This window comes from Myceligenerans crystallogenes (assembly GCF_039529775.1).
GTDB classification, from domain to species: Bacteria; Actinomycetota; Actinomycetes; order Actinomycetales; family Cellulomonadaceae; genus Myceligenerans; species Myceligenerans crystallogenes.
This window is the reverse complement of the sequence record NZ_BAAANL010000003.1, coordinates 355989-379960: the sequence shown is the minus strand read 5'-3', so window position 1 is coordinate 379960 and position 23972 is coordinate 355989. Positions and strand designations below refer to the sequence as shown.

Annotated in this window: 16 protein-coding genes and 1 tRNA gene; 8 read left to right on the top strand and 9 right to left on the bottom strand. The window is 70.7% G+C overall.

Features of this window, described 5'->3' with window-relative positions; translation table 11 throughout:
* The first annotated feature begins 284 nt into the window (after nucleotides 1-284).
* From ABD208_RS09285 to ABD208_RS09275, 3 genes are all read left to right on the top strand, one after another.
* Nucleotides 285-1859, top strand: a complete 1575-nt coding sequence (locus ABD208_RS09285) for an ABC transporter permease (RefSeq protein WP_344101844.1) — start codon at nucleotides 285-287, stop codon at nucleotides 1857-1859.
* A gap of 91 nt (nucleotides 1860-1950) precedes the next feature.
* Nucleotides 1951-2622 (top strand): ABC transporter ATP-binding protein, encoded by a 672-nt coding sequence (locus tag ABD208_RS09280; protein WP_344101842.1) that lies wholly within the window; start codon nucleotides 1951-1953, stop codon nucleotides 2620-2622.
* Between the two features lie 373 nt (nucleotides 2623-2995).
* Nucleotides 2996-6988: an endo-1,4-beta-xylanase gene (locus ABD208_RS09275; protein WP_344101840.1), complete on the top strand. Its 3993-nt coding sequence runs from the start codon at nucleotides 2996-2998 to the stop codon at nucleotides 6986-6988.
* A gap of 203 nt (nucleotides 6989-7191) precedes the next feature.
* Here the strand turns inward: ABD208_RS09275 and ABD208_RS09270 are convergent, their stop codons facing one another.
* The 3 genes from ABD208_RS09270 to mfd all read right to left on the bottom strand — a co-directional run bounded on the left by ABD208_RS09270 (nucleotide 7192) and on the right by mfd (nucleotide 12726).
* Nucleotides 7192-8460 carry a type II toxin-antitoxin system HipA family toxin gene (locus ABD208_RS09270; protein WP_344101838.1) on the bottom strand — a complete coding sequence of 423 codons (1269 nt, stop codon included), beginning with the start codon at nucleotides 8458-8460 and terminating at the stop codon, nucleotides 7192-7194.
* 25 nt (nucleotides 8461-8485) lie between these two features.
* On the bottom strand, nucleotides 8486-8788 hold the full coding sequence (locus tag ABD208_RS09265) for a helix-turn-helix domain-containing protein (RefSeq protein WP_344101836.1): 303 nt from the start codon (nucleotides 8786-8788) through the stop codon (nucleotides 8486-8488).
* Between the two features lie 236 nt (nucleotides 8789-9024).
* A complete protein-coding gene (gene mfd / locus ABD208_RS09260; RefSeq protein ID WP_344101834.1) occupies nucleotides 9025-12726 on the bottom strand; it encodes a transcription-repair coupling factor in 3702 nt (1233 codons plus the stop codon).
* 234 nt (nucleotides 12727-12960) lie between these two features.
* Here mfd and ABD208_RS09255 point away from each other — a divergent pair, with 234 nt between their 5' ends.
* A complete protein-coding gene (locus ABD208_RS09255; protein ID WP_344101832.1) occupies nucleotides 12961-14082 on the top strand; it encodes an acyltransferase family protein in 1122 nt (373 codons plus the stop codon).
* On the opposite strand, the gene pth is transcribed toward ABD208_RS09255, so the two are convergent.
* From pth to ABD208_RS09225, 6 genes are all read right to left on the bottom strand, one after another.
* On the bottom strand, nucleotides 14030-14635 hold the full coding sequence (gene pth / locus ABD208_RS09250) for an aminoacyl-tRNA hydrolase (protein ID WP_344101830.1): 606 nt from the start codon (nucleotides 14633-14635) through the stop codon (nucleotides 14030-14032). The genes ABD208_RS09255 and pth overlap by 53 nt on opposite strands.
* A 221-nt stretch (nucleotides 14636-14856) precedes the next feature.
* On the bottom strand, nucleotides 14857-15492 hold the full coding sequence (locus ABD208_RS09245; RefSeq protein ID WP_344101828.1) for a 50S ribosomal protein L25/general stress protein Ctc: 636 nt from the start codon (nucleotides 15490-15492) through the stop codon (nucleotides 14857-14859).
* Between the two features lie 174 nt (nucleotides 15493-15666).
* The gene (locus ABD208_RS09240) at nucleotides 15667-16830 is read right to left on the bottom strand and encodes a glycosyltransferase (protein WP_344101825.1); all 1164 of its coding nucleotides are present in this window, start codon (nucleotides 16828-16830) and stop codon (nucleotides 15667-15669) included.
* A 61-nt stretch (nucleotides 16831-16891) separates the two neighbouring features.
* A complete protein-coding gene (locus ABD208_RS09235) occupies nucleotides 16892-17875 on the bottom strand; it encodes a ribose-phosphate diphosphokinase (protein ID WP_344101823.1) in 984 nt (327 codons plus the stop codon).
* A gap of 1 nt (nucleotide 17876) precedes the next feature.
* Entirely contained in the window at nucleotides 17877-19382 is a 1506-nt protein-coding gene (gene glmU, locus ABD208_RS09230) for a bifunctional UDP-N-acetylglucosamine diphosphorylase/glucosamine-1-phosphate N-acetyltransferase GlmU (protein ID WP_344101821.1), read from the bottom strand.
* 1 nt (nucleotide 19383) lies between these two features.
* Nucleotides 19384-19455 (bottom strand) — tRNA-Gln (locus ABD208_RS09225).
* A 169-nt stretch (nucleotides 19456-19624) separates the two neighbouring features.
* On the opposite strand from ABD208_RS09225, the gene ABD208_RS09220 reads away from it, so the two are divergent.
* From ABD208_RS09220 to ABD208_RS09205, 4 genes are all read left to right on the top strand, one after another.
* The gene (locus ABD208_RS09220; protein WP_344102281.1) at nucleotides 19625-20224 is read left to right on the top strand and encodes a TetR/AcrR family transcriptional regulator; all 600 of its coding nucleotides are present in this window, start codon (nucleotides 19625-19627) and stop codon (nucleotides 20222-20224) included.
* A gap of 167 nt (nucleotides 20225-20391) precedes the next feature.
* Nucleotides 20392-21024, top strand: coding sequence for a hypothetical protein (locus ABD208_RS09215; protein WP_344101819.1), 633 nt, complete (start codon nucleotides 20392-20394; stop codon nucleotides 21022-21024).
* Entirely contained in the window at nucleotides 21018-21941 is a 924-nt protein-coding gene (locus ABD208_RS09210; RefSeq protein WP_344101818.1) for a hypothetical protein, read from the top strand. Before ABD208_RS09215 ends, ABD208_RS09210 begins: the two co-directional genes overlap by 7 nt.
* Complete coding sequence (locus ABD208_RS09205; RefSeq protein ID WP_344101815.1) at nucleotides 21938-23929, top strand: alpha/beta hydrolase; 1992 nt, start codon at nucleotides 21938-21940, stop codon at nucleotides 23927-23929. The genes ABD208_RS09210 and ABD208_RS09205 overlap by 4 nt, the downstream gene beginning before the upstream one ends.
* Nucleotides 23930-23972 lie beyond the last annotated feature (43 nt).

Genomic DNA, 23972 nt, shown 5'->3' with positions numbered 1-23972 from the left:
CACGTGCGCCGGAGGAATCACCTCCCGGATCACGAAGAACTCGGGCTGCGGCCGATCGTGAGCGCCCGCCACGTGATCGCCCACGGCTGCGACATCGTGAACCACGAATCTCCTCCCGAAGACGGCGAGCGATGTCCGCGCCTTCCTGGATGGCACAACACCTCCGGCGTCGCCGGCCAACGACTGCCGGGCCTCGTAGGTAGCCACGTCGGAGCAGCGCTATCCAAAGCTCTGGCACAGCGGGGCGGCAGGAACGGTACAGCGGAGGTGGCGAGCCTTCGGCCATGTTCTTCACCTACCTGCGCAGGGAACTGCGCAACAGACGCAAGCAGACGGCCGTGGTCGCGATCGGGTTGGCCGTGGCGATCGCACTGGTCATGGTGGTGTCGTCGGTGTCGGCCGGGGTCCGGGACGCGCAGGCGAGCGTGCTCGAGTCGGTCTACGGCGTCGGCACCGACATCACCGTCACGCAGACGGCCGAGCCCGGGGAGGGCGGGTTCGGGCCTGGGCGCTTCACCTTCCAGAAGGACGAGGGCAAGGCGAACGACGACGGCACGCGCGAGCTCAGCGAGGACCGCCTCACGACCACCCGCGGGACGACGTCGTTCGACGCCGCCGCCCTCGACACCGTCGCCGGGCTGGAGCACGTCACCGGCGTGGCGGCCACGCTCGAGCTGACGAGCCTGAGCTTCTCCGGCGAGATGCCGGACCTCCGCACGACGACGGAGGGTGGCGCGGCCGGCGGGGTCGTGCCGGGCGGCGAGGGAGCCGCGGGCGGGACCGACGGCGAGACGGGCTCGGGCGGGAGCGACGAGACGGTCCAGGGCGGCCCGTCGTCGTTCGAGATCGACGAGCGCTCCGTCACGGGCATCGATCCCACAGCGACCGCCGTCGGCCCGCTCACCACGACCGAGGTCGCCGACGGCCGCGCCTTCGAGGCGTCCGACGCCGACGCGAAGGTCGCCGTGCTCGACGCCGTCCACGCCGAGCAGCAGGAGCTGGCAGTCGGCGACACGATCAAGGTCTCGGGGACGAAGCTCGAGGTGGTCGGCATCGTCACGTCCACCACGGGCGAGGGCGTCGCGACGGCGTCGGACATCTACCTCCCGATCACGACGGCGGCCACGCTGGCCGACCTCGCGGACCAGGTCACCACGCTGTACGTGCAGGTGGACTCCTCCGAGAACGTCGAGGCCGTGTCCGCGGCGATCGCCGCGGAGCTTCCCGACACGACCGTCTCCACGCAGGCGGATCTCGCCGAGGGCGTGTCCGGTTCGCTGTCGACGGCGTCGTCGCTGGTCTCGACGCTGGGGACCTGGCTGTCCGCGATCGTGCTGCTGGCCGCGTTCGGGCTGGCGATCCTGTTCACCGTGTCCGGCGTGAACCGCCGCACGCGGGAGCTCGGGACGCTCAAGGCGCTCGGGTGGACGCAGCGGCGCGTGGTGGGGCAGATCGCGGGCGAGTCCGTGGCCCAGGGGCTGCTCGGCGGGGTCGCGGGCGTGCTGCTCGGCGGGCTCGCGGTGCTGTGCGTGAACCTGGCCGGGATCACGTTGAGCGGTTCCACCGGGACGTCGTTCGCCGGGCCCGCCGGCGGCGCGCTGCCGGGCGGCGGGGCGATGCCCGGCGGCGGGCAGGCCGCCGAGGGCGGCGCCGTCGTCGGGCCGCGCCAGTTCGGCGGCGGGACGGGCGGTGGCCTCACCGAGACGGTGTCCGACGTCGTCCTCAGCGCCCCGGTCTCGGTGTGGATCGTGCTCGCGGCGGTGGGCCTCGCGGTGCTCGGCGGGCTCGTCGCGGGCGTGGTCGGCGGGCAGCGGGCGGCGCGCCTGCGGCCGGCGGAGGCGTTCCGCTCGCTCGCGTGAGCTCCGGGCAGCGGGGCCGGAGCTCCAGATCCGGGCAGGCCGGGGGCGTGCTCCCGCGCATCGTCGTCGTACACGAACGAAAGGCAGTGACATGTATCAGATCGAGAAACTGACCAAGACTTACACCCAGGGGAAGCGCACCGTGCACGCGCTGCGTGACGTGTCGCTGCGGATCGAGGACGGCGAGCTCGTGTCGATCCAGGGCCCGACCGGCGGCGGGAAGTCCACGCTGCTGCAGGCGCTCGGCGGGCTGGACCGGCCGACGTCGGGCAGCGTGGTGCTCGACGGCAAGGACCTGACCACGATGAACGACGCCGGGCTCACGCGGGTCCGGGCCGAGACCGTCGGCTTCGTGTTCCAGAACTTCAACCTCATCCCGACGCTGACCGCGCAGGAGAACGTCGAGACGGCGCTCGTGCCGGCGGGTGTGGCGCAGGCGGACCGGGCGCGGCGCGCGGTGGCCGCGCTGCAGTCCGTGGGCCTCGGCGAGCGGGCGGACCACCTGCCGGACGAGCTGTCCGGCGGGCAGCAGCAGCGCGTCGCGATCGCGCGGGCGCTGGTCAAGAACCCGACCGTCCTGCTCGCGGACGAGCCCACGGGCAACCTCGACGAGGAGACCCGCGACGAGCTCATCGACCTGCTCGAGAGCCTGTGGAAGGAGCAGGGCCTCACGCTGATCATGGTCACCCACGACTCGGCGGTGGCCAGCCGCACCCCCCGCCGCCTCCACATAGCCAAGGGCACTCTGAAGGATCGCTCCTGAGGTTCGCCGCGCGACCACGAACTTTCCGTCAGACGCTCTCGGCGGATGCTCGGGAAGTTCGTGCTCGCACGGAAACCTCGTTCCGAGCCGCGAGCGGCGGGGCAGAGGAGGCGGAGGGCGGGGGGTTTGGGACAGGGCGGGGGGTTTGGGTGGGTGCCATCTGCGGGGGTGTTCACGGGGCGTCGGGCGGCCGAGGGTTAATCACCTTCACGCGATTACCGCCCGGGCCCTCGTGTGGCTAGCATCACGCTCAAGCACCCATTTTCTGCGCGAGGGAGCGCTGATGAGCTTTCGAAATCGTTTCACACCCCGGGCCGGCCAACGAGGGCCCGGCAGGCGGACGGTCGCCGTCGGCACTGCCGTGGCGCTGGCCGTGACGGGAACCGTGGCCGGGATCGCCCTGACGGCGCCCGCCTCCGCGGAGCCGATCACCGTGACGTCGGCCGACTTCACCGACGGCACCACCGGCGCCTGGACCCAGTCCGGCAGCGCGACGCTCGGCGTCGTCCCGGACCCGGCCGACGCCGGCAACAACGTCCTGTCCATCACCCGCGCCGCCGACTACGAGGGCATCCAGTCCCCCACCGGCATCTTCCAGCCGGGCGCCACCTACCAGTTCTCCATGCGGGCCCGCATCGCGCCCGCCGCCGAGGGCGCGACCCAGCCCGCCTCGACGTCGATCCGCTTCGTCATGAAGCCCGCCTACTCCTGGGTCGGCAACACCACGATCACCTCGGAGTGGACCACGGTCGCCGGCTCGTTCACCGCCGCGGCCGACGCCGACCCGGCCGCCCTCCAGGCGTACCTCGGCACCGCGGACCAGACCGGCCCGTACACGATCCTGGTCGACGACATCCTCGTCACCAGCGAGGACGCCGGCGGCGGCACCGACCCCGGCACGGCTCCAGGAGGCGCCATCAACCCGGTCCCCACCCCGGCCTACCTCGCCGACGGCACAGGAAACGTCTCGGCCCTGACGTTCGACGACGGCCCCAACCCCGGCACCACGCCGGCCCTCCTCGACTTCCTCGCGGAGAAGCAGATCAAGGCCGTCTTCTGCGTCATCGGCCAGAACATCCAGGCCGACGGCGGCGCCGAGATCCTGCGCCGGATCGTGGCCGACGGCCACACCCTGTGCAACCACTCGACCGGCTACGCCGACATGGGCAGCTGGACCGCCGAGCAGGCGCAGGCCGACATGGTCCGCAACCTGCAGATCATCCGGCAGGCCCTCGGCAACCCGAACGCGAAGGTCCCCTTCTGGCGGGCGCCGAACGGCTCCTGGGGCGTCACGCCCGAGGTCGCCGTGGACCTCGGCATGCAGCCGCTGGCCGTGCGCAACACCATCTCCGACTGGGAGACCCAGGACGTCGACACGCTGACCGCGAACCTGCGCGCCGCGATGGTCCCCGGTGAGCTCGTGCTCGCGCACGACGGCGGCGGCGACCGCTCCGGCACGCTCGCCGCGGTCGAGACGGTGGTGACCGAGCGTCTCGCCGACGGCTGGGAGTTCGTGCTCCCGGCGGGCACTCCCCCGCCCTCGGGCCCGGTGCTGACCAGCGACTTCGAGGACGGCACGCTCCAGGGCTGGGGCCCGCGCAACGGCTCGGACGGCAGCGGCTTCGGCGTCGCGGCGTCGGACGCCTACGCCCACGAGTCCACCTACTCGGCGGCGATCACGAACCGCGAGAACACGGGCGACGGCCTCGGCCGCGACGTGACCGAGGCCCTCACCCCGGGCGTCACCTACGACGTCTCGGCCTGGGTCCGCTTCGCGGCGGGCGCGACCGCCGGCGACGTCTGGCTCAGCCTCGCCCACACGACGGACGGCGCCACGACGTACGACACGCTCGCCCAGTTCAGCGGCATGTCGAGCAGCTCGTGGCAGCAGGTCACGACGTCGTTCACGATGCCGGAGTCCGACGACGCCCTGCTGTACCTCGAGACCGAGTACAACGGCGGCAACCTCGCCGACTTCTACGTCGACGACATCGAGATCTCGGTCCCGGAGCCCCCGGTCATCGAGGACATCACGCCGATCAAGGAGACCACCTCCTTCCCGCTGGGCGTCGCGATCGACGCCCGTGAGACCACCGGCTCGGCGTCGGACCTCACCACGCACCACTTCGACCAGATCACGGCCGAGAACCACATGAAGCCCGAGGCCTGGTACGACGACGCGAGGAACTTCCGCCGTCACTCCGAGGCCACCGCGCTGATGGACTTCGCGGCCACGAACGACCTGCGCGTCTACGGGCACGTGCTGACCTGGCACGGCCAGACGCCGGAGTGGTTCTTCCAGGACGCCGCCGGCAACCCGCTCGCGGCCGACGAGGCCGGCAAGGAGGCCCTGCGCCAGCGCCTGCGGACGCACATCTTCGACATCGCGGAGAACCTGTCGACGGACTACGGCAAGTTCGGTTCGGACACGAACCCGCTGGTCGCCTGGGACGTGGTGAACGAGGTCGTCTCCGACGGCGCCGAGAACCCGGACGGCCTGCGCCGCTCGGAGTGGTTCCGGATCCTGGGCGAGGACTTCATCGACCTCTCGTTCCGGTACGCGGACGAGGCGTTCAACGAGACGTACGCGGCGGCGCCGTCGGACACCGTGCCGGAACGCCCCGTGACGCTCTTCATCAACGACTACAACACCGAGCAGTCCGGCAAGCAGGACCGGTACCGCGCGCTCGTCGACCGGCTGCTCGCCCGCGGGGTGCCCGTGGACGGCGTCGGCCACCAGCTGCACGTGAACCTGGCCATGCCGGTCAGCGCGCTCGACGGGGCCCTCGACCGGTTCGCCGACCTGCCCGTGAAGCAGGCCGTCACCGAGTTCGACGTGCCCACGGGCACGCCGGTCACCCAGGCCAAGCTCATCGAGCAGGGCTACTACTACCGCGACGCGTTCCGCATCTTCCGTGAGCACGCGGAGCACCTGTACAGCGCCACGGTCTGGGGCCTCACCGACGGCCGCTCGTGGCGCGTCGACAACGGCGCGCCGCTCGTGTTCGACGACGCCTACCAGGCCAAGCCCGCCTACCACGGCACGGTCGACGGGGAACTGCCCGCCCAGCTGCGCACCGCGAACGTGTTCGCGGGCGACGTACCGCTGGACGACGCCGCGACGTCGTCCGTGGAGTGGGACAAGCTGCCGCGGCACCGCTTCGCGGCGGCCGGCGGGCACGCGGAGTTCCAGCTGCGCTGGGCGCAGGATCACCTGACGGCGTTCGTGTCGGTCGACGACGCGACCGCCTCGGGAGACTCGGTCGCGTTCACGGTGGGCCAGTCGACCTACACGGTCAACCGTGACGGTTCGGGCGACGCCCAGGCCGTGGCCGGCGAGCGCGAGGGCGGGTACGACGTCGTCGTGCACCTTCCGCTGACGGCCGCCGCCTCGGGCGGCACCGTCGGGTTCGACGTGGCGGTGTCCGACGGCGGCGCTGCCGCCGGGACGTGGAACACGCCCGGCGCGCTCGGCACGCTGACGTTCGTCGAGGAGCTCTCCTACCTGGAGATCCCCGGGACGACGACGGCGCCCGTGATCGACGGCGTGGCCGACGCCGCCTACGACGGGGCGAACCCGGTGACGACCACCAAGTCCGTCGAGGGCACCGCGGGCGCGGAGGCGACCGTCTCGACCACCTGGCACGGCAGCACGCTGTACGTGCTGGCGCAGGTCGCGGACCCGGTGATCGACGTGTCCGGCTCGGACCCGTGGATCCAGGACTCCGTGGAGCTGTACGTCGACGGCGGCAACGCCAAGAACGGCGGCTACCGCGCCGACGACACGCAGATCCGCATCTCCGCGGAGAACGTCGTGTCGTTCGGGACGGGCGACGAGGCGGACCAGAAGGCGCGCCTCGAGTCCGCGGTCAAGCAGGTCGACGGCGGGTACGTGGTCGAGGCCGCGATCGACCTGCTCACCTACGGCGGCGAGGGCACGTTCCACGGCCTGGACTTCCAGGTGAACGACGCCGCGGACGGCGCCCGCACCGCGATCCGCAACTGGGCCGACCCGACCGGGGCCGGCTACCAGTCCACGGCCCACTGGGGCGTGGGGCAGCTCGTGGCCCCGGCGGGGATCGAGAACATCGTCCCGCCGACGATCACCGGCAAGGCCGCCAAGGGCAAGGTGCTCACGGTGAACCCGGGCGAGTGGTCGGTGGAGGGTGTCACGTTCACCTACCAGTGGCTGCGCGACGACAGGCCGATCTCCGACCCGTACTCCCGGTACACCGGCACGGGCCGCTCGTACAAGGTCAAGCCGTCCGACGTCGGCCACCGGCTGACGGTCGAGGTCACGGCCAAGGCGGACGGCTACAACCCGGTCACGGCCACGACCGCCCCGGTAACCCCGAAGAAGAAGTAGCCCCCGAGCAGGGTAGTCAGATGCGGTAGGCCAGATGTCGAGCAGTCGGTTTTCTGTCCTTGGGGTCGGCCCCTCGAGGGACCGACTTCTCGACATCGGACCGACCTCCCGCGACAACCAGCCGACCGCATCGCCCACCCGCACGAACTCTTGGGCGTCAGGGCCTCCGGTCACGGATCACCGTGACCGGAGGCCCTGTCGTGTCAGGCCGCCAGGCCGCTCGCCTCCGTGCGGTTGGGGTTCTCGAACGCCTCCGCCATGAGGGAGATCTCCCCGTCCGGCAGGCCCAGGTCCCGGGCGAGGTCCGCCCAGCCCGCCGTCGCCGCGGACACCTCGGCCACGACCTTGCGGGCGTCGTCGGGCCGCAGGCCGTAGGAGCCGCACGTCTCCAGCAGCACGCGGACCTCGCGGTCGATGCGGTTCCCCATCGGCCGCAGGGGCGTCGACTCCGCGACGGAGAACGGGTCCGGGTTGACGTCGAACAGCGGCGCGAGAGCCCAGCCCTCGGTGCGGCGCAGGAAGCCGTGGTTCTTCATGTGATCGTCCACGTTGCGCACCAGCAGCGTGAACGCGACCCGCCGGAACAGGTCGTGGCCGTCGGCGCTCGGTCGCCCCGAGTGATCCGCCAGGGTCTCCGCGAGCGTCCGGTAGTCGATGGTCTCGAAGAACGCCTTCTGCACCAGCGACTCGGCCGAGAGGTACCCCAGACGCCCGTCACCCAGCCGGTCGAACCGCCGGGTGAGCAGGATGCTGTGGCGCCCCCGGTCGCCGTCGACCCGGTGCAGCCGCGCGACCGGGACCTCGATCCCGGCCCGCGACGCGAGCCGCAGCGTGAGGTACTCCCACGCCTGCACGTCCCACCGGTCCGTGCGCATCGGGAGCTTGGCCATCCACAGCTCGCCGTCCGCGTCGCGCACCGTGACCTTGGGCCGCGCGCCGCCCATCGACGTGCCCGCCGCGACCAGGAGCCGCAGGTCCTGGCCGGAGGTGCGGTGGTCGGCGACGGCCTCGGCCGCCTCGGTCAGCGAGGGCAGCTCGACGAGCTCGGGCACGTCGACCCGCGGGGGCGCCTCGAACGTCTCGCCGGCGTCCAGCGAGAGCCGGAGCGCCCCGAGCCGGGTGTCGTCCTGTACGCCGAGCAGGAAGTCCTTCTCGTTGAGCCGCACCGGCTCGCGCCTGTCGGCCCGCGCGCTGTGCCGCTCCGCATGGAACAGCAGGGTGCGGCCCCACTGGTCCGGCTGGCAGTCGGCGAACGCGCCGAACATCGGCCGGTCGCCCGCGGACGGGATCGGCCCTGGCGTCAGCGGCAGCTCCGGGCAGAGCGCGTAGGCGCCGTGCGTGCGCAGGTAGCCGGCGTCGTACCGGAACATGCTGCCGATCAGGGCCCCGCCCGTGTTGAGCTGCAGGTCGAGGTCGCCGACATGGACACGGCGCCCGCCCGGCAGATGCACCTCGACATGGATCGACGACACGGGCTCACACTCCTTCTGGCCGGTTCTAACCGGCGATCCGAACGCGCTGCGGCAGCGCGCGTTCCGCGTGGAACCTTCCGAGGTCGGTGGTCAGTGGATCGGTGGCGCCGACGACGGCGTCGGCCACACCCAGGACACGGAGCACCGCGAGGGTGTTCTCCAGGCTGACGGTTCCGGTGCCGTTCTCGATGCTGCGCAGGGTGGTGCGGGTGATGCCGGCGCGATCTGCCACGAGTTGTGCCGTGAGGCCGTGGATCTTGCGCCAGGTGCGGACGTGCTCGCCGAACGAGGCGAGATCTCGGACTGTTCGTTGGGACGTACGAGCCATGGTATGGGTACTTCCTGGACGACGGCGCAAGCCACGCCGAAGGGCTAATGGCTACCAGCGTAGCCGTCGTCGTCCATAATGAACAGCCTGTTGACCGTTAGCGCCGGGACCCTCCCGCCGGTGTACATCTCATGTTCCCTACATTAATGCAAAGAAGTATCCAAGGGGAGCCTATTATCGCTTAGACCGGCATCCCGGGCAACATCTGCTTCACGATCTTGCCCGTGGCGCACGTGTCAGCCGCGGGTCCCGACCGTCGCCGCCGCGCTGACCTCGTTCAGGATGACCGCGTCGACCAGCTGCCGCGCCCAGTCCAGGATCTCCGCGCCGCGCAGCGGCTTGCCGCCGACCCGGCCCGTGGTGGGGTACGGGACGAGGATCGCGCGGATGGCCGGCTTCAGGATCGTGCCCGGGTAGAGGCGCTTGAGGCGCAGGGTCTGGGACTCCGCGAGCTCGACCGGGGCGAAGCGGATGTACTTGCCCTGGGCGGTGACGTCCGTGAGGCCCGCCCGGCGGGCGTGGTTGCGGAAGCGGGCGACGTCGAACAGCGCCGAGGAGACGTCCGGCAGCTTGCCGTAGCGGTCGGTGAGCTCGGCGCGGACCTCGTCGAGGGCGGCGTCGTCGTACGCGACCGCGATCTTCTTGTACGCCTCGAGGCGCAGCCGTTCCGTGGCGATGTAGGTCTCGGGGAGATGCGCGTCGACGGGCAGCTCGATCGCGACCTCCGGCACCTCCTCCTCGCGGTCGCCGCGGTACGTCGCGACCGCCTCGCCGACCATCCGCACGTACAGGTCGAAGCCCACGCCCGCGATGTGCCCGGACTGCTCGCCGCCGAGCAGGTTGCCGGCGCCGCGGATCTCCAGGTCCTTCATGGCGATCTGCATGCCCGCGCCGAGGTCGGTGTGGGCGGCCATGGTGGCCAGGCGGTCGTGCGCCTGCTCGGTGAGCGGCTTCTCCGGCGGGTAGAGGAAGTACGCGTACGCCCGCTCGCGCCCGCGGCCCACGCGCCCGCGCAGCTGGTGCAGCTGGGACAGGCCGAGCACGTCGGCCCGCTCCAGGATGAGCGTGTTCGCGTTGGAGATGTCCAGGCCGGTCTCGACGATCGTGGTGCAGACCAGCACGTCGAGCTCCTTCTCCCAGAAGCCGCGGATCACCTGGTCCAGCTGGTGCTCGCCCATCTTGCCGTGCGCGACGCCGATCCTCGCCTCGGGCACCATCTCGTTCAGCCGGGAGGCGACCCGCTGGATCGACTCGACCCGGTTGTGCACGTAGAACACCTGGCCCTCGCGCAGCAGCTCGCGGCGCAGCGCGGCGGCGATCTGCTTCTCCTCGTACGCGCCGACGTAGGTGAGCACCGGGTGCCGCTCCTCGGGCGGCGTCGCGAGCGTCGACATCTCGCGGATCCCCGTCACGGCCATCTCCAGCGTGCGCGGGATCGGCGTCGCGGACATCGCCAGCACGTCCACGTTGGTGCGCAGCTGCTTCAGCGTCTCCTTGTGCTCGACACCGAACCGCTGCTCCTCGTCGACGATCACCAGGCCCAGGTCCTTGAACCGGACCGCCCCCGTGATCAGCCGGTGCGTGCCGATGACGACGTCGACCTTGCCGTCGCGCAACCCGTCGATCACCGCCGCGGACTCCTTGTCCGACTGGAACCGGCTCAGCGCCTTCACCGTCACCGGGAACCCGGCGTACCGGTCGGAGAACGTCTCGAAGTGCTGCTGCACCAGCAGCGTCGTCGGCACCAGGACGGCGACCTGCTTGCCGTCCTGCACCGCCTTGAAGGCCGCCCGCAGCGCGATCTCCGTCTTGCCGTAGCCGACGTCGCCGCAGATCAGGCGGTCCATCGGGACCTCCTTCTCCATGTCGGCCTTGACCTCGTCGATGGTGGCGAGCTGATCCGGCGTCTCGACGTACTCGAACGCGTCCTCCAGCTCGCGCTGCCACGGCGTGTCCGGGCCGAACGCGTGCCCCTTGGTGGCCATGCGCGCCGAGTACAGCCGGATCAGCTCGCCCGCGATCTCCTTGACGTGCTTGCGGGCCTTGGCCTTGGTGTTCTTCCAGTCGGCGCCGCCCATCTTGTTCAGGCTGGGCGCCTCGCCGCCGACGTACTTGGTGACCTGGTCGAGCTGGTCCGTCGGCACGAACAGCCGGTCCCCCGGCTGCCCGCGCTTGGAGGACGCGTACTCGATCACCAGGTACTCGCGCGTGGCGCCGTCGCGCCCGAGGCTGCGCTGCACCATCTCGATGAACTTCCCGACGCCGTGCTGCTCGTGCACCACGAAGTCGCCCGCCTTGAGCTGCAGGGGGTCGACGACGTTGCGCCGCCGGCTCGGCATCTTGCGCATGTCCCGGGTGCCCGTCCCGCCGACGCGGCCGGTCAGGTCCTGGTCCGAGAAGACGGCGAGCTTCAGCCCGGCCGCGACGAAGCCCCGCCCGACGCCGCCCGCGACGACGTGCACGACGGCGGGCTCCGGCTCGCTCGCGAGCCCGGACTCCAGCCGCGCGGCCGTCCCCGCCTCCGCCAGCTGCTCGCTCATCCGCTTGGCCGGCCCGTGCCCCTCCGTGGTCAGCACGAGCGTCCAGCCGGACTTCTGCAGCGCGTCGACCTCCTGCAGCGCCCGCGCGAGATCGCCCCGGTAGGACTCGACCTCCCGCGCGCCGACCGTGAAGATCTCCCCGGACTGATTGATCGTCCGGTCCATCCCGAGGTCCGACGACGCCGGGCGGGCGCCGCCCTGGTCCGGACCCGCCGCCCCCGGCTCCGCCGGAGCGTTCCCGGCAGCGGCGTCGGCCACCTGCCCGAGCTCGACGTCCTGGCCGAACGACGACAGCGTCCACCAGCCGAGCCCGCGCCGGGCGGCGACGTCGCGCGCGTCGGCGAGCGTCGAGAAGGACGCCGCGGAGAGGTCCGCGGCTCCCCCGCCGGACAGCGGCACCGAGCCACCCGCGGCGGCGCCCACCCAGGCGGCGGCGAGGAACTCCTCGGTGGTCGCGACGAGGTCGTGGGCCCGGCGGCGCACGCGCTCGGACTCGTTCAGCACCAGCAGGGCGTCGTCGGGCACGAGCTCGAGCACCGGGACCATGCGCTCCACGAGCAGCGGCGCGAGGGACTCCATGCCCTCGGCGGGCGTGCCGTCGGCGATCTTCTCCAGCATCTCGGCGGCGCCCGGCAGCGACTCGGCGAGCTGCCGCGCCCGCTCGCGGACGGGCGCGGCCAGCAGGATCTCGCGGCACGGCGGCGCCCAGAGGCCGCGCTCGGCGATCTCCAGCGAGCGCTGGTCGGCGACCGCGAACCAGCGGATCTCCGAGACCTCGTCGCCCCAGAACTCGACGCGCAGCGGATGGTCCTCCGTGGGCGGGAAGACGTCGAGGATGCCGCCGCGCACGGCGAACTCGCCGCGCCGCTCGACCATGTCGACGCGGGTGTAGGCGGCGTCGGTGAGGCGCTGCGCGACGTCGGTCAGGTCCGCCGTGGTGCCGTTCGCGAGCGAGACGGGTTCGAGCTCGCCCAGGCCGTCCACCACGGGCTGCAGCAGCGCGCGGACCGGCATGACCAGCACGCGGATCGGGCCCGCCTGGCCGCCTTCCCCCGTGGGATGCGCGAGGCGCCGGAACACGGCGAGGCGGCGGGCGACGGTGTCGGCGCGCGGGCTGAGCCGCTCGTGCGGCAGCGTCTCCCAGGCGGGCAGCACGGCGACGTCGTCGTCCCGGCCGTCGGGCAGGTACGTGCGGACGGCGCCGGCGAGCTCGTCGGCCTCGCGGCCGGTCGCGGTCACGACGACGAGCGGCCGCCGCTCGGAGGCCGCGGCGATCAGCGCGGGCCGCACCCCGGCCGGGCCGACGACGTCGGCCTCCCCGCGCGCGCGGACGTGTTCGACCGCACCGGCGAGTCCGGGATCGGAGAGCAGCAGCGGGAGCAGGCCGGTGAGGTGCATCTGGGTCCTTCGGGGAGTGCGACGGGGTGCGGGGCGACGATCCGCGGGCACACGACAGCTGGCCCAGTTCCACCGGGAACAGGGGGTGGATGGGCTGAGACCAGCGTACTGCGCGACACCGACACGCACGCCGGCGCCTGCCCGACCGGCCGGCACCGGGCCCCGGCCGCGGGTCCTCCCACGGACCACGGACCAGATTTCACCCGGCCCCGGGCTGCCGTAGCATCAGCGGTGATGTTCTCCCTGCGGCCCGCGCACGCCCGTTCCCGGGGGACAACTCCCTTCGCTCCCGCCCCGGTGCTCCCCGGTTCCGGGAACGGCCGCATCGCCTGGGCCGACACCGCCCGCGGCCTCGCGATCCTGCTCGTCGTGCTGTACCACGCGACCAACTGGACCGCCGGCACCGGCTACGGCGTCGACGTCCTGCGCGAGATCAACGAACCGCTGCGCAGCCTGCGCATGCCGCTGTTCTTCACGGTGGCGGGGATGTTCGCGCACCGGTGGGTCGCGGCGCCGTGGCCCACGCTGCTGCGCGGCAAGCTCTTCCACTTCGCGTGGGTGTTCGTGCTGTGGGAGCCCGTCACCCTGACGGTGCGCCTGCTCACGGGGTACTACCAGGTACGCGACGCCGACTGGGGCAGCCTGGCCGACGACCTGACCTGGTCCCTGCTGCTGCCCCGGTCCGAGCTCTGGTTCATCTGGACGCTCGCGGCGCTCTTCGTGGCCGCGCGGCTGCTGCGCCGCCTGCCCGCCTGGCTGCAGCTCGCGGCCGCGACCCTGGTCGGCGCCTGGGCGCTGGCGGGCTGGGAACCCGAGAGCCTCGCCTACCGGGGTCTCGGGCAGTTCTGCCTGTTCTTCCTCGCGGGCCTGCACCTGAGGCCGCTCGTCGAGCGGTACGCGGAGCGGCTGCGCTGGTGGTCGGGGCTGTGCGTGATCGCCGTCTGGTACGGCCTGACCTGGGTGACCGACGTCTTCGACCTCGAGCTGATGCCGGGCGTGTACCTCGTCGCGAACGTCGCCGGAGCCTTCGCGGGGATCGCGGTCAGCCGCGGGCTCGCCGTCGTCGTCCCGCGCCTGGGCTGGATCGGCGCGCGGACCCTGCCGGTCTACGTGCTGCACACCCCGTTGATCCACGCGATCCTGTGGATCGGCTGGTCGAACGCGATCTGGGTGCCCGAGCCGGCGTCGCAGTTCCTGCCCGTGGCCATGACTGCCGTCATCGTGACGACTGCGCTGCTGCTCGACGCCGCCACGCGCCGGATCGGCGCGGGCTGGCTGTGGGGCCCGCCCCGCGCCTGGCTGGTCACGCCTTCGCGACGTGGAACTTCCCCTGCGCCGCCAGCAGGCCCTCGGTGAGCAGCATCTCGACGGCGTCGGCGGCGTCGTCGACCAGGATCGGCAGGTCCTTGCGCTCCGTGCCGGTGAAGTCGCGCAGCACGTAGTCGGCGGTGTCCATGCGGCCCGGCGGGCGGCCCACGCCCACGCGGACGCGGTGGTACTCGCGCGTGCCGAGCGCCTTGGTGATGTCGCGCAGGCCGTTGTGGCCGCCCTCGCCGCCGCCGATCTTCAGCTTGATGGTGTCGAAGGGGATGTCGACCTCGTCGTGGACGACGGCGACCTGCGCGGGATCGATGCCGTAGTACTGCGCGAGCGCGCTGACCGGACCGCCCGAGACGTTCATGTACGTGGACGGCTTCGCGAGGATCACCCGCGGCCCGGGGCGCCCGCCCGGGAGCGTCCCGAGGCGCACCTCGGCGGCCACGGCCTGCGCCCGCCCGTGCCGCGCGAACGTGCCGCCGGCGCGCTCGGCGAGCAGGTCGAGCACCATCTGGCCGACGTTGTGCCGGTTCCCCGCGTACTTCGGCCCGGGATTCCCCAGCCCGACGACGAGCCACGGCTGATCGGTCACTGCTTCCTCCAGAACATCGGCCGACGGCGATCCGCCGGGGACACCACGTCGCGCCACGAAGCCCTACCTCGCGCCGGAGCGCATGACCGCGCGGCTCGGAGCCCTACCTCGCGCACGAGGGTTCTCCCTCGCGATCGAGAGCCCGGTCTCGCGCGAACGGGCCGGGACGGCAGGTGGCAGCGCCAACCTACTATCCCGGCCCGGTTCGGTCGGAGCGGGGCTCAGCCCTCCGCGGACTGCTCGGCCGCGGCCTTGGCCTCGGCGGCGGCAGCGGAAGCGGCCTCCGCGGCCTCGGCGTCGGCGGCCTCGTCGGCGGCCTCGCCGCGCGGCTCGGTGATGAGGACGACGGCGTGCTCCGGGTCGGTCAGCAGCGACGAGCCCTTCGGCAGGACGACGTCCTTGGCCAGCACGTGCGCGCCGGCCTCGAGGCCCTCGATCGAGACGTCGACCGACTCCGGCAGGTGCGTGGCCTCGGCCTCGACCGACAGGGTCTGCGACTCGACCAGGTGGATCGTGCCGGGGGCCGACTCGCCCACGATGTTGACGTTGATGTCGACGGCGATCTTCTCGCCGGCGCGCACGACCAGCAGGTCGACGTGCTCGATGGCGTTCTTCACCGGGTGACGCTGCACGTCCTTGGCGATGGCCAGCTGGCCCTTGCCGTCCAGCTCGATGCTGAGCAGCACGTTGCTCTGGCGCAGCGCGAGCATCGACTCGTGGCCCGGGAGGGTGACGTGCACCGGCTCGGTGCCGTGGCCGTACAGGACGGCGGGAATCTTGTTGTCGCGGCGGATGCGGCGCGCCGCACCCTTCCCGAACTCGGTGCGGGACTCGGCGACGAGCTTGACCTCGGACATGAGAACTACTCCTACAAGGGTGGCTTCGAAAATGGGGCGGCTGCGTCGGCGTGGGGCGGGTGACGGACACGAGGCGCACGAAGTCACCGACTGACCGCCCAGTCGATCACGGACACGGCACGCGCGGAACTTTCCCGTCGCGGCCGTCCAGCGTCCCTCGCCGAGGCAACCTGACTACTGTACCTGCTTGTCGGCGGCGGTCGCACCGAGGGCGTCGTCGGCCGCGCTACCGAGCGCGGGCTGCGTCCGCCGGGGCCGGTACACCACCTGCGAGTGGAAGACGAACCGCAGCACGAAGGCCACCACGATCATGACCGCCTGCGCCACGACCGGCAGCCAGTGCGCGGCCTCCACCACCCAGATCACGGCGATCGAGCGCAGCACCGCCTCGGTGCCGTTGAACGCCACCGAGCGCCCCAGCCGCGACCAGAACCCGAAGCGCCCCTGATCGATCAGGTCGCGGAACACGAAGCGCTCCTGCAGCAGGAAGTTCGTCAGGATCGTCACGGCCGCGGCGATCACCAGCGCGGGCCGGTAGTCCATGCCCAGCATCTCCAGCAGCCACACGATGGCCACGTTCAGCACCGCGCCCATGCCGCCGATGATCGCGAACCGCGACATCCGCCCGAACCGCAGCGACGCGAGCTGCTTCAGGTACAGCGCGCCCTGCGTGAACGTGGCCTTGGAGTCCCCCGCGAACCGCTCGCCGAACACGAACGGCTCCTCGCCGACGTTCAGCGGCTTGGGCCCGCGCGCGAGCACCTCGAGCAGGATCTTGAACCCGCGCGGCCGCAGCAGATCGAGGTTCAGCGCCCCGGGCCGCACCGCGAAGAACCCGGTCATCGGGTCGGTGACGTTGCGCAGCCGCAGCGGGAACATCGACCGCGCCAGCACGGCCGACGACGTCGAGACGACCTTGCGCCACCACCCGTCCAGCCCGCCGGCGTCGCCCCCGCCGATGTACCGCGACGCGACGACGACGTCGAGCCCTTGATCGATGCCCTTGCCGGCCAGCACGGGCACGAGCTCCGGCGGGTGCTGCAGGTCGCCGTCCATGACGACGGCCCACTCGGTCTCGACCGCCCGCAGCCCCTCGACGACGGCGCCGCTCAGCCCGCCGAGCGCCACCTCGCGATGGATCAGCCGCACGGGGATGCCCCCGTGCTCGGCCTGCGCGGCCGCGACGCCCTCGATGATCGACGGCGTGTCGTCGCGCGAGTCGTCCACGAACAGCACACAGGCGCCCGGCATCCCCGTGAGCGCCTCGTCGAGGCGCCGCACGAGTTCGGCGACATTGGGCCCCTCGTTGAACGTGGGGACGATGACGGTGATGGCCACCAATGAACGGTCCACCATTGGCCAGGGTTAAGTCAAACCCTGGGGGCCTAATCGATTATGTTCAGGAGTTTCCGTCGAACAAGCTGGTCACGGAGCCGTCCGTGAACACTTCCTTGATCGCGGTCGCGATGAGCGGCGCGATGGACAGGACGGTGAGCGACTCGAACCGCTTGGACGGCTCGATCGGCAGGGTGTCGGTGACGATGACCTCGGCCGCGCCGCAGTCGGCGAGCCGCTGCGGCGCCGGGCCGGACAGCACGCCGTGCGTCGCCGCCACGGTGACCGACCGCGCGCCCTCGCTCATGATCACGCGGACGGCCTCGGCGATGGTGCCGCCGGTGTCGATGAGGTCGTCGACGAGCACGCAGTCCTTGCCCTTGACGTCGCCGACGACGCGGTTCGCCACGGCCTTGTTGGGCCGGGTCACGTCGCGGGTCTTGTGCACGAACGCCAGCGGCCCGCCGCCGAGCTTGCTCGCCCAGATCTCCGCGACGCGGATCCGCCCGGCGTCGGGCGACACCACGGTCACGTTGTCGAGGTCGACGCGCGTGCGCACGTAGTCCACGAGGATGGGCAGCGCCCACAGGTGGTCGACGGGCCCGTCGAAGAAGCCCTGGATCTGCGCCGTGTGCAGGTCCACCGACATGAGGCGGTCGGCGCCGGCGGTGTGCAGCAGGTCGGTCATGAGGCGCGCGGAGATCGGCTCGCGGCCGCGGCCCTTCTTGTCCTGCCGGGCGTAGCCGAAGAACGGCGCCACGGCGGTGATCGTGTGGGCCGAGGCCCGCTTGGCGGCGTCGACCATGAGCAGGTGCTCCATGATCCACTGGTTGATCGGCGCGGTGTGCGACTGCATGAGGAAGATGTCGGCGCCGCGGATCGACTCGCTGAACCGCACGTAGGTCTCGGTGTTCGCGAAGTCGTACGCGCTGACCGGGAGCAGTTCGATGCCGAGCTCCTTGGCCACGTCCTGCGCCAGCTCGGGGTGCGCACGCCCGGTGGCGAGGACCAAGGGCCGCTCCATGTTGCGGACGGTGGTGCTGGTCATGTCACTGGGCCTTTCGTTCCTGATCAGGGTGTCCGACGACGCCGGACGTGGTGCCCCGGTCCGGCTCGCTGCGTTCCGGGATGGTGGCGGCTTCCGCCGCCCGTGCGGCCGCGCTCGCCGGCCGCTTGCGCAGCACCCATCCCTCGATGTTCCGCTGCTGCGCCCGGCCGACGCCGAGCGCCCCCGCGGGGACATCCTTCACGATGACGGAGCCCGCTGCAGTGTAGGCACCGTCGCCCACGGAGACGGGCGCGACGAACATGTTGTCGGCCCCGGTGCGCGCGTGCGAGCCGATCACGGTGCGGTGCTTGTTCTCGCCGTCGTAGTTGACCGTGACGGACGCCGCACCGATGTTGGTGTGCTCGCCGATCTCGGCGTCGCCCACGTAGCTGAGGTGGGGCACCTTGGAGCCCTCGCCGATCGTCGCGTTCTTCGTCTCGACGAAGCCGCCGATCTTGCCCTTCCTGCCGAGCACGGTGCCGGGGCGCAGGTAGGAGAACGGGCCGACGGTGGCCTGCTCGCCGATCACGGCGAGCTCGGCGTGGGTGCGGAAGACCGTGGCGCCGTCGTGCACCTCCGTGTCACGGAGCGTGGTGTCGGGGCCGATCGTGGCGCCCTCGGCGATCCGCGTGGCGCCGTGCAGCTGCGTGCCGGGCAGGATCGTGACATCGGGGGCGAGCTCGACGTCGGCGTCGATCCACGTCGTGGCCGGGTCGACGATCGTGACGCCCTCGCGCATCCACGCCTCGAGCGTGCGGCGGTTCATCTCGGCGCCGAGCGCGGCGAGCTGGACGCGGTCGTTGACGCCCTCGACGGACATCGAGTCGTCGGTGATCAGCGCGCGGACACCGAGGCCCTCCTTGCGGGCGAACGCGATGACGTCGGTCAGGTACACCTCGCCCTGCGCGTTGGCGCGGTCGAGGCTCGCGAGGCCGTGGCGGAGGGTGACGGCGTCGAACACGTACGTGGACGTGTTGATCTCGCGGACCTCACGCTGCTCCGGGCTGGCGTCCTTGTGCTCGACGATCGCCTCCACCTGGCCGTCCGCGCCGCGGACGATGCGGCCGTAGCCGGTGGCGTCGGGCACCTCGGTGGACAGGATGGTGACGGCGTCACCCTCGGCGACGTGCGAGGCGAGCAGCTGGCCCAGCGTGCCGCCGTCGAGCAGCGGCACGTCGCCCGCGAGGACGACGACGGCGCCGTCGATCTCGCCGAGGGCCTCCATGGCGCACTCGACCGCCCGGCCGGTGCCGGGGATCTCGTCCTGGTCGACGACGCGCGCCGCCGGGTCCAGCTCCGCGATGGTGGCGGCGACCAGGTCGCGCTCGTGCCGGACGACGACGGCGAGCTCCGCCGGGTCCAGGGCTCTGGCCGCGGCGAGCGCGTGCCCGACCATCGGCCGGCCGCCCACCGGGTGCAGGATCTTGGGGAGGCGGGATCTCATTCGCGTCCCCTGCCCTGCGGCGAGGACCACGACTGCTGCCGGCCGGTGTGTCTCCGTGCTCACGCTCCGCCCCCAGGACTCGAACCTGGACCAAGGGCACCAAAAACCCGTGTGCTGCCGATTACACCAAGGCGGATCGATGTTCGGGCCCCAGTCTGCCAGGTCGGGCGGGGTGCGCGCGCACGTATTCGTCGCGGCTTCGTGGCGGCGCTCGTCGTCGTCGGGCCCCGGATCGGGATGACCCGGGACGGCACGGCACAATGTTCTGCATGGCAGCAGACTCACGACGCACCCCGCGACCCCGGATGACCGCGAGCCAGCGTCGTGAGCAGCTGCTTTCCGTGAGCCGGGAGCTGTTCGCGTCCAAGGGGTTCGAGGGGACGAGCGTCGAGGAGATCGCGGCGCGGGCGCAGGTGTCGAAGCCGGTGGTGTACGAGCACTTCGGGGGCAAGGAGGGCGTGTACGCCGTCATCGTGGACCGCGAGGTGCAGCGGCTGACGGCGGCGCTGCTGGGGTCGCTGGACGAGGGCGGGCACCCGAAGGTGATGCTGGAGCGGACCGCCCTGGCCCTGCTGGACTACATCGAGGACAGCGAGGACGGGTTCCGGATCCTCGTGCGGGACTCGCCGGTGGCGCAGGCGACGGGGACGTTCTCTTCCCTGATCGGGGACGTGGCCACGCAGGTGGAGCGGATCCTGGTGGACCAGTTCCGGATCAACAAGCTGGATCCGCGGGTGGCGCCGCTGTACGCGCAGATGCTGGTGGGGATGATCGCGCTGACGGGGCAGTACTGGCTGGACGCGCGGACGCCGAAGAAGGATCAGGTGGCGGCGCATCTGGTGAACCTGGCGTGGAACGGGCTGAGCTCGATGGAGAGAGCGCCTTCGCTGACCCGGGTGAAGTAGGCGCGGGCGCCGGGGCGGCTGATTCCTTAGCACGAATGATCCCTTGACACGCCGAAAATTTGGGCGTTGCCTCCCATGTCGGGCGTTAATACCATGTGCGTAGGTCTGCGGGATAGAGAGGCGGGCCGACGACGCTTCGTCAGTCCTTGGAGAGGGATCCCAGACACATGGTTCGCAAGAAGACCACCGGGGCCGCAGCTTGCGCCTTCGCCACCGCACTCGTGATCGGGCTGGCGGGGTGCACGAGCAGCGAGCCGGACCCCGATCAGGTGCTGCAGGAACTGCAGGAGTCAGCGGCGGCTGAGGCCGGGTCACCGTCGGCGGAGGCGCCGGCTTCGAAGTCTCCGAAGGAAGTGGCGGTGGAGGACGCCAAGGCGGCCGTCCAGGAGTACTACCGGGTCAAGAACCTGGCCACGAGCGACCCCACCAAGTTCGACATCGAGATGTACGAGACCGTGGCGACGGGGACCAATCTCTCCTCGCTCCGTGACGAGTACAACATCTACGTCGCCAACGAGGGGCACAGCGTCGGCGAACTGAAGATCGACTCGATCAAGGTCATCAAGGTCGACCTCACGAACAAGCCCAAGGCGGATCCGCCGGTCGTCCCTTCCATCGAACTGGCGGTCTGCATCGACAGCACCGACTTCGACATCGTCGGCAAGGACGGCAAGTCAGTGGTGAAGGACGGCGCGGTGGAGCGATCCATCGACAAGCTCGGGCTGCGGCACGACGACTACCCGAACGGCAACTGGATCGTCGAGTACGTGGCCAACGGCAATGAGGTCAAGCCGTGCTGAAGCGCCGCCTGATCCTCGTCGCCGCTCTGTTGGTCGCGCAGGCCGTCAGCACTCCCGCCGTCGCGGGCACCATGCAGGCCGACAGCGGTGTGGTGTGCATTGAAAAGGATCTGACATGCACTGACTGGGTCACCACGCCTGGAGCCCCATCCGATCCCGGCTCAACCACAGGCGGAGATGGTCCCGCAGATGGTGACCCTGCACCGGTGAACAACGAACGCCCACGCTGCACCGGCGTCACCGAATCGGGCCAGGAGATCAGTGGCACCCCCACTGGACCGGCGGATCCTCAGCCCGGTCCCGACAGTCCCTTCTGGGCTGGACACGAACCCGGCGACGGGGCAATTTACATGTGCGAGGGCGGCGGTATCGACAACCAGTTCGCCGGGGTTCCGATGACCGGCTACTACTGGGCCGCTGACGCACCGGAGGTCACACCTCCGGACCCGGCGGTTCTTGCCCAGCAGGCGATTGACTCCATGCAGTTCGAGCCGGTCGACATCGGCATCGCACCCTACGACGACGGGGAATCCATCGGTCTGGTCGGGCTCCCGATCTGGCTCTGGGTGGCGAACGGCGGCGACGCAACGGGCCCTCTCACCTCGACCGCGAACGTCGGCGACTGGTCCGTGACCGCGACCGCCCGCCTGGACCGCATCGAGTACGACATGGGCGACGGCGAGGTCGTCACCTGCCACGGCCCCGGCACACCGTACGACGAGAGCTACGGCAACACCCCGAGCCCCGACTGCGGATACGACGCCGGCTACCAGACCGACGGAAAGAAAACCGTCACGGCCACGCAGTTCTTCACCGTCACCTGGCAGGGCATCGGCGACGGCGGAACGATCCCGGTCGAGCTCCCGTCGTCCTCCACCGAGATCACCATCGGTGAGATGCAGGTGCTGTCGCAATGAGCCTGTCGTTGGCGGACGCAACCGGGTTGATCGACCCGGCCTCGTTCCCGCACCAGGCCGAGGACTTGGATGTGGACTGGCTCGACGAGCAGGTCCACTGGTGCCGGAAGATCGGTGGCGTCGTCGAGGAGTTCACCGGCGGAGCGGGTGACGTGTGGGCGGGGATCCGCGACAGCTACGACGCTCCCGAGGCAGGGGCTCTGTACCGGGCGATGGACCCCGTGGTCGACCGCGGCAGGCACGAGTCGAACCTGTGGTTCATCGCCGCCGGGAAGATCGGCACCTACGCCGAGGAGCTCGAACCCCTGCGGGGCAAGCTCAAGGTGCTGACAGGCGAGGTGGAAACGTTCCGCAGCCAGGTCAACTCCGGCGTCTGGGTGACCGCCACCGATGTGGAAGCCGGGCGGGTGACGCTGGAACCTGCCGAACTGGCCGGCTGGTACGACGGCGCCCAGACCGGAGACCGGGTTCCGTGGGCGCAGCACGTCCCGTCGGCCGAGCGGAACGAGTCGCTACTTGCCGAGGCTCGCGCCCTGTTCGACCAGATCGAGAACGCGCGCCTGGAACTCGAACGTCGCCTGCGGGAACTACAGGACGACGGCATCGGCGCCCCGGTGGGAACTGGCACGCCCGGGCGCTACGACACGAGCTCGGCTGCGACAGACGTGTCGTGGTTCGCTCCCGAGGACGACTGGTTCGAGAACGCTTCACACGGCGAGATCCGCGAGTGGTGGGACAGCCTGGATCCCTGGCAACAGCAGCTGATGATCACGGCGGTCCCACTGATCATCGGCAACCTCAACGGCATCCCGCTCGGAGTCCGCGCCAAGGCCAACGAGATCAACGTCCGTAGCGAGATCGCCCGGCTTGAGGCCGAGATCCAGCGCCTCGACGAGCGCATCGCCGCACCGCCCGTCAACGGTCAGTCCTTGGGCGGATGGCTGGCCCACATCCAGGGTCTGCAGGAACGACGTTCCCAGATTCTGGCCGCAATCGATTCCTACAGCTCATACCTGGAACTGCCGAAACCCCGCGCGGTGTATGGGTTCAACGCTGAGGGGGTCTACGACGTCGTAGGGTTTACGACCAAGGGACAGGTTCTCACGTTCGACCCCGCGCATGACGCGATCGCAACCTACAACGGTCCGCTGGACAAGAACGGTGACATCCCTGACTGGATCGAGAACATCGCAATCCATGTGCCCGGCACGACCACGAAAATGGAATCGTTTGACGGCACAGACGAACGGGGATACGAACTCTACGCCGCGTCCAGCGCTCAGGACGGTGCGGGTCCGACGGCAATCATTACCTGGGCCGGTGGCCCTTTACCTCAAGGGCTCGATGCGGCGTGGGACGGCTACTCCCAAAACCTGGGAGGTCAGTTGACGAACTTCACCGCCGGTATAGAGCGCCCTGCCGGCTCGATGCTCACGGCCACCGGTCACTCGTACGGGGCAGCGGTCGTCGGGAAGGCTGAAGCTGCGGGGCTGGAAGCGGATCGTGTCTTGTATGTCTCCGGCGCTGGGCTCGGTAACGACGCCAGGACCATCGCCGACTTCCCGAACACCGGAGACAAGCCGCACTACACGATGATCGCCCGGAACGATCTGATCACCGGCCCGTGGCAGAACGATCAGGCCGGGCATCTCGGCCATGGCCCGTCCTCACAGGACGACCCTGACGCAACGCGGCTCGAGACCGGGCGCGAGGTGGACGACGACCCCACCAGCCCAACGATCGAGGAGTTGAGCCCGCCCGTATTAGGACCGCACTCGGGCGTCTACACCCCTGGGTCGACCGCCTTCAAGAACATCATCGGCGTCATCACGGGAACCGAGGTCGAACTCTTCGCGCCTGACGAGGCTCACGTCTACAAGAAGGTTTCTGCAGGCGAGTACTGGGAGATGGTCGACGGAATCGAGCATCCCGACTACGAACCGGACATGGTTGACATCAGTGACCTGGAAGGACGCTCGAACCAATGAGATCCCGATCGGCGCGCGGGGTAAGCCTGATGGCGTTGCTCGC

What these genes read in the sequence shown, in the direction of transcription:
- ABD208_RS09255 (WP_344101832.1), top strand. Translation starts at nt 12,961, where the DNA reads ATGTTCTCCCTGCGGCCCGCGCACGCCCGTTCCCGGGGGACAACTCCC.
- ABD208_RS09285 (WP_344101844.1), top strand. Translation starts at nt 285, where the DNA reads ATGTTCTTCACCTACCTGCGCAGGGAACTGCGCAACAGACGCAAGCAG.
- ABD208_RS09245 (WP_344101828.1), bottom strand. Translation starts at nt 15,492, where the DNA reads ATGTCCGAGGTCAAGCTCGTCGCCGAGTCCCGCACCGAGTTCGGGAAG.
- ABD208_RS09220 (WP_344102281.1), top strand. Translation starts at nt 19,625, where the DNA reads ATGACCGCGAGCCAGCGTCGTGAGCAGCTGCTTTCCGTGAGCCGGGAG.
- mfd (WP_344101834.1), bottom strand. Translation starts at nt 12,726, where the DNA reads ATGCACCTCACCGGCCTGCTCCCGCTGCTGCTCTCCGATCCCGGACTC.
- ABD208_RS09215 (WP_344101819.1), top strand. Translation starts at nt 20,392, where the DNA reads ATGGTTCGCAAGAAGACCACCGGGGCCGCAGCTTGCGCCTTCGCCACC.
- ABD208_RS09265 (WP_344101836.1), bottom strand. Translation starts at nt 8,788, where the DNA reads ATGGCTCGTACGTCCCAACGAACAGTCCGAGATCTCGCCTCGTTCGGC.
- ABD208_RS09205 (WP_344101815.1), top strand. Translation starts at nt 21,938, where the DNA reads ATGAGCCTGTCGTTGGCGGACGCAACCGGGTTGATCGACCCGGCCTCG.
- ABD208_RS09235 (WP_344101823.1), bottom strand. Translation starts at nt 17,875, where the DNA reads ATGACCAGCACCACCGTCCGCAACATGGAGCGGCCCTTGGTCCTCGCC.
- ABD208_RS09280 (WP_344101842.1), top strand. Translation starts at nt 1,951, where the DNA reads ATGTATCAGATCGAGAAACTGACCAAGACTTACACCCAGGGGAAGCGC.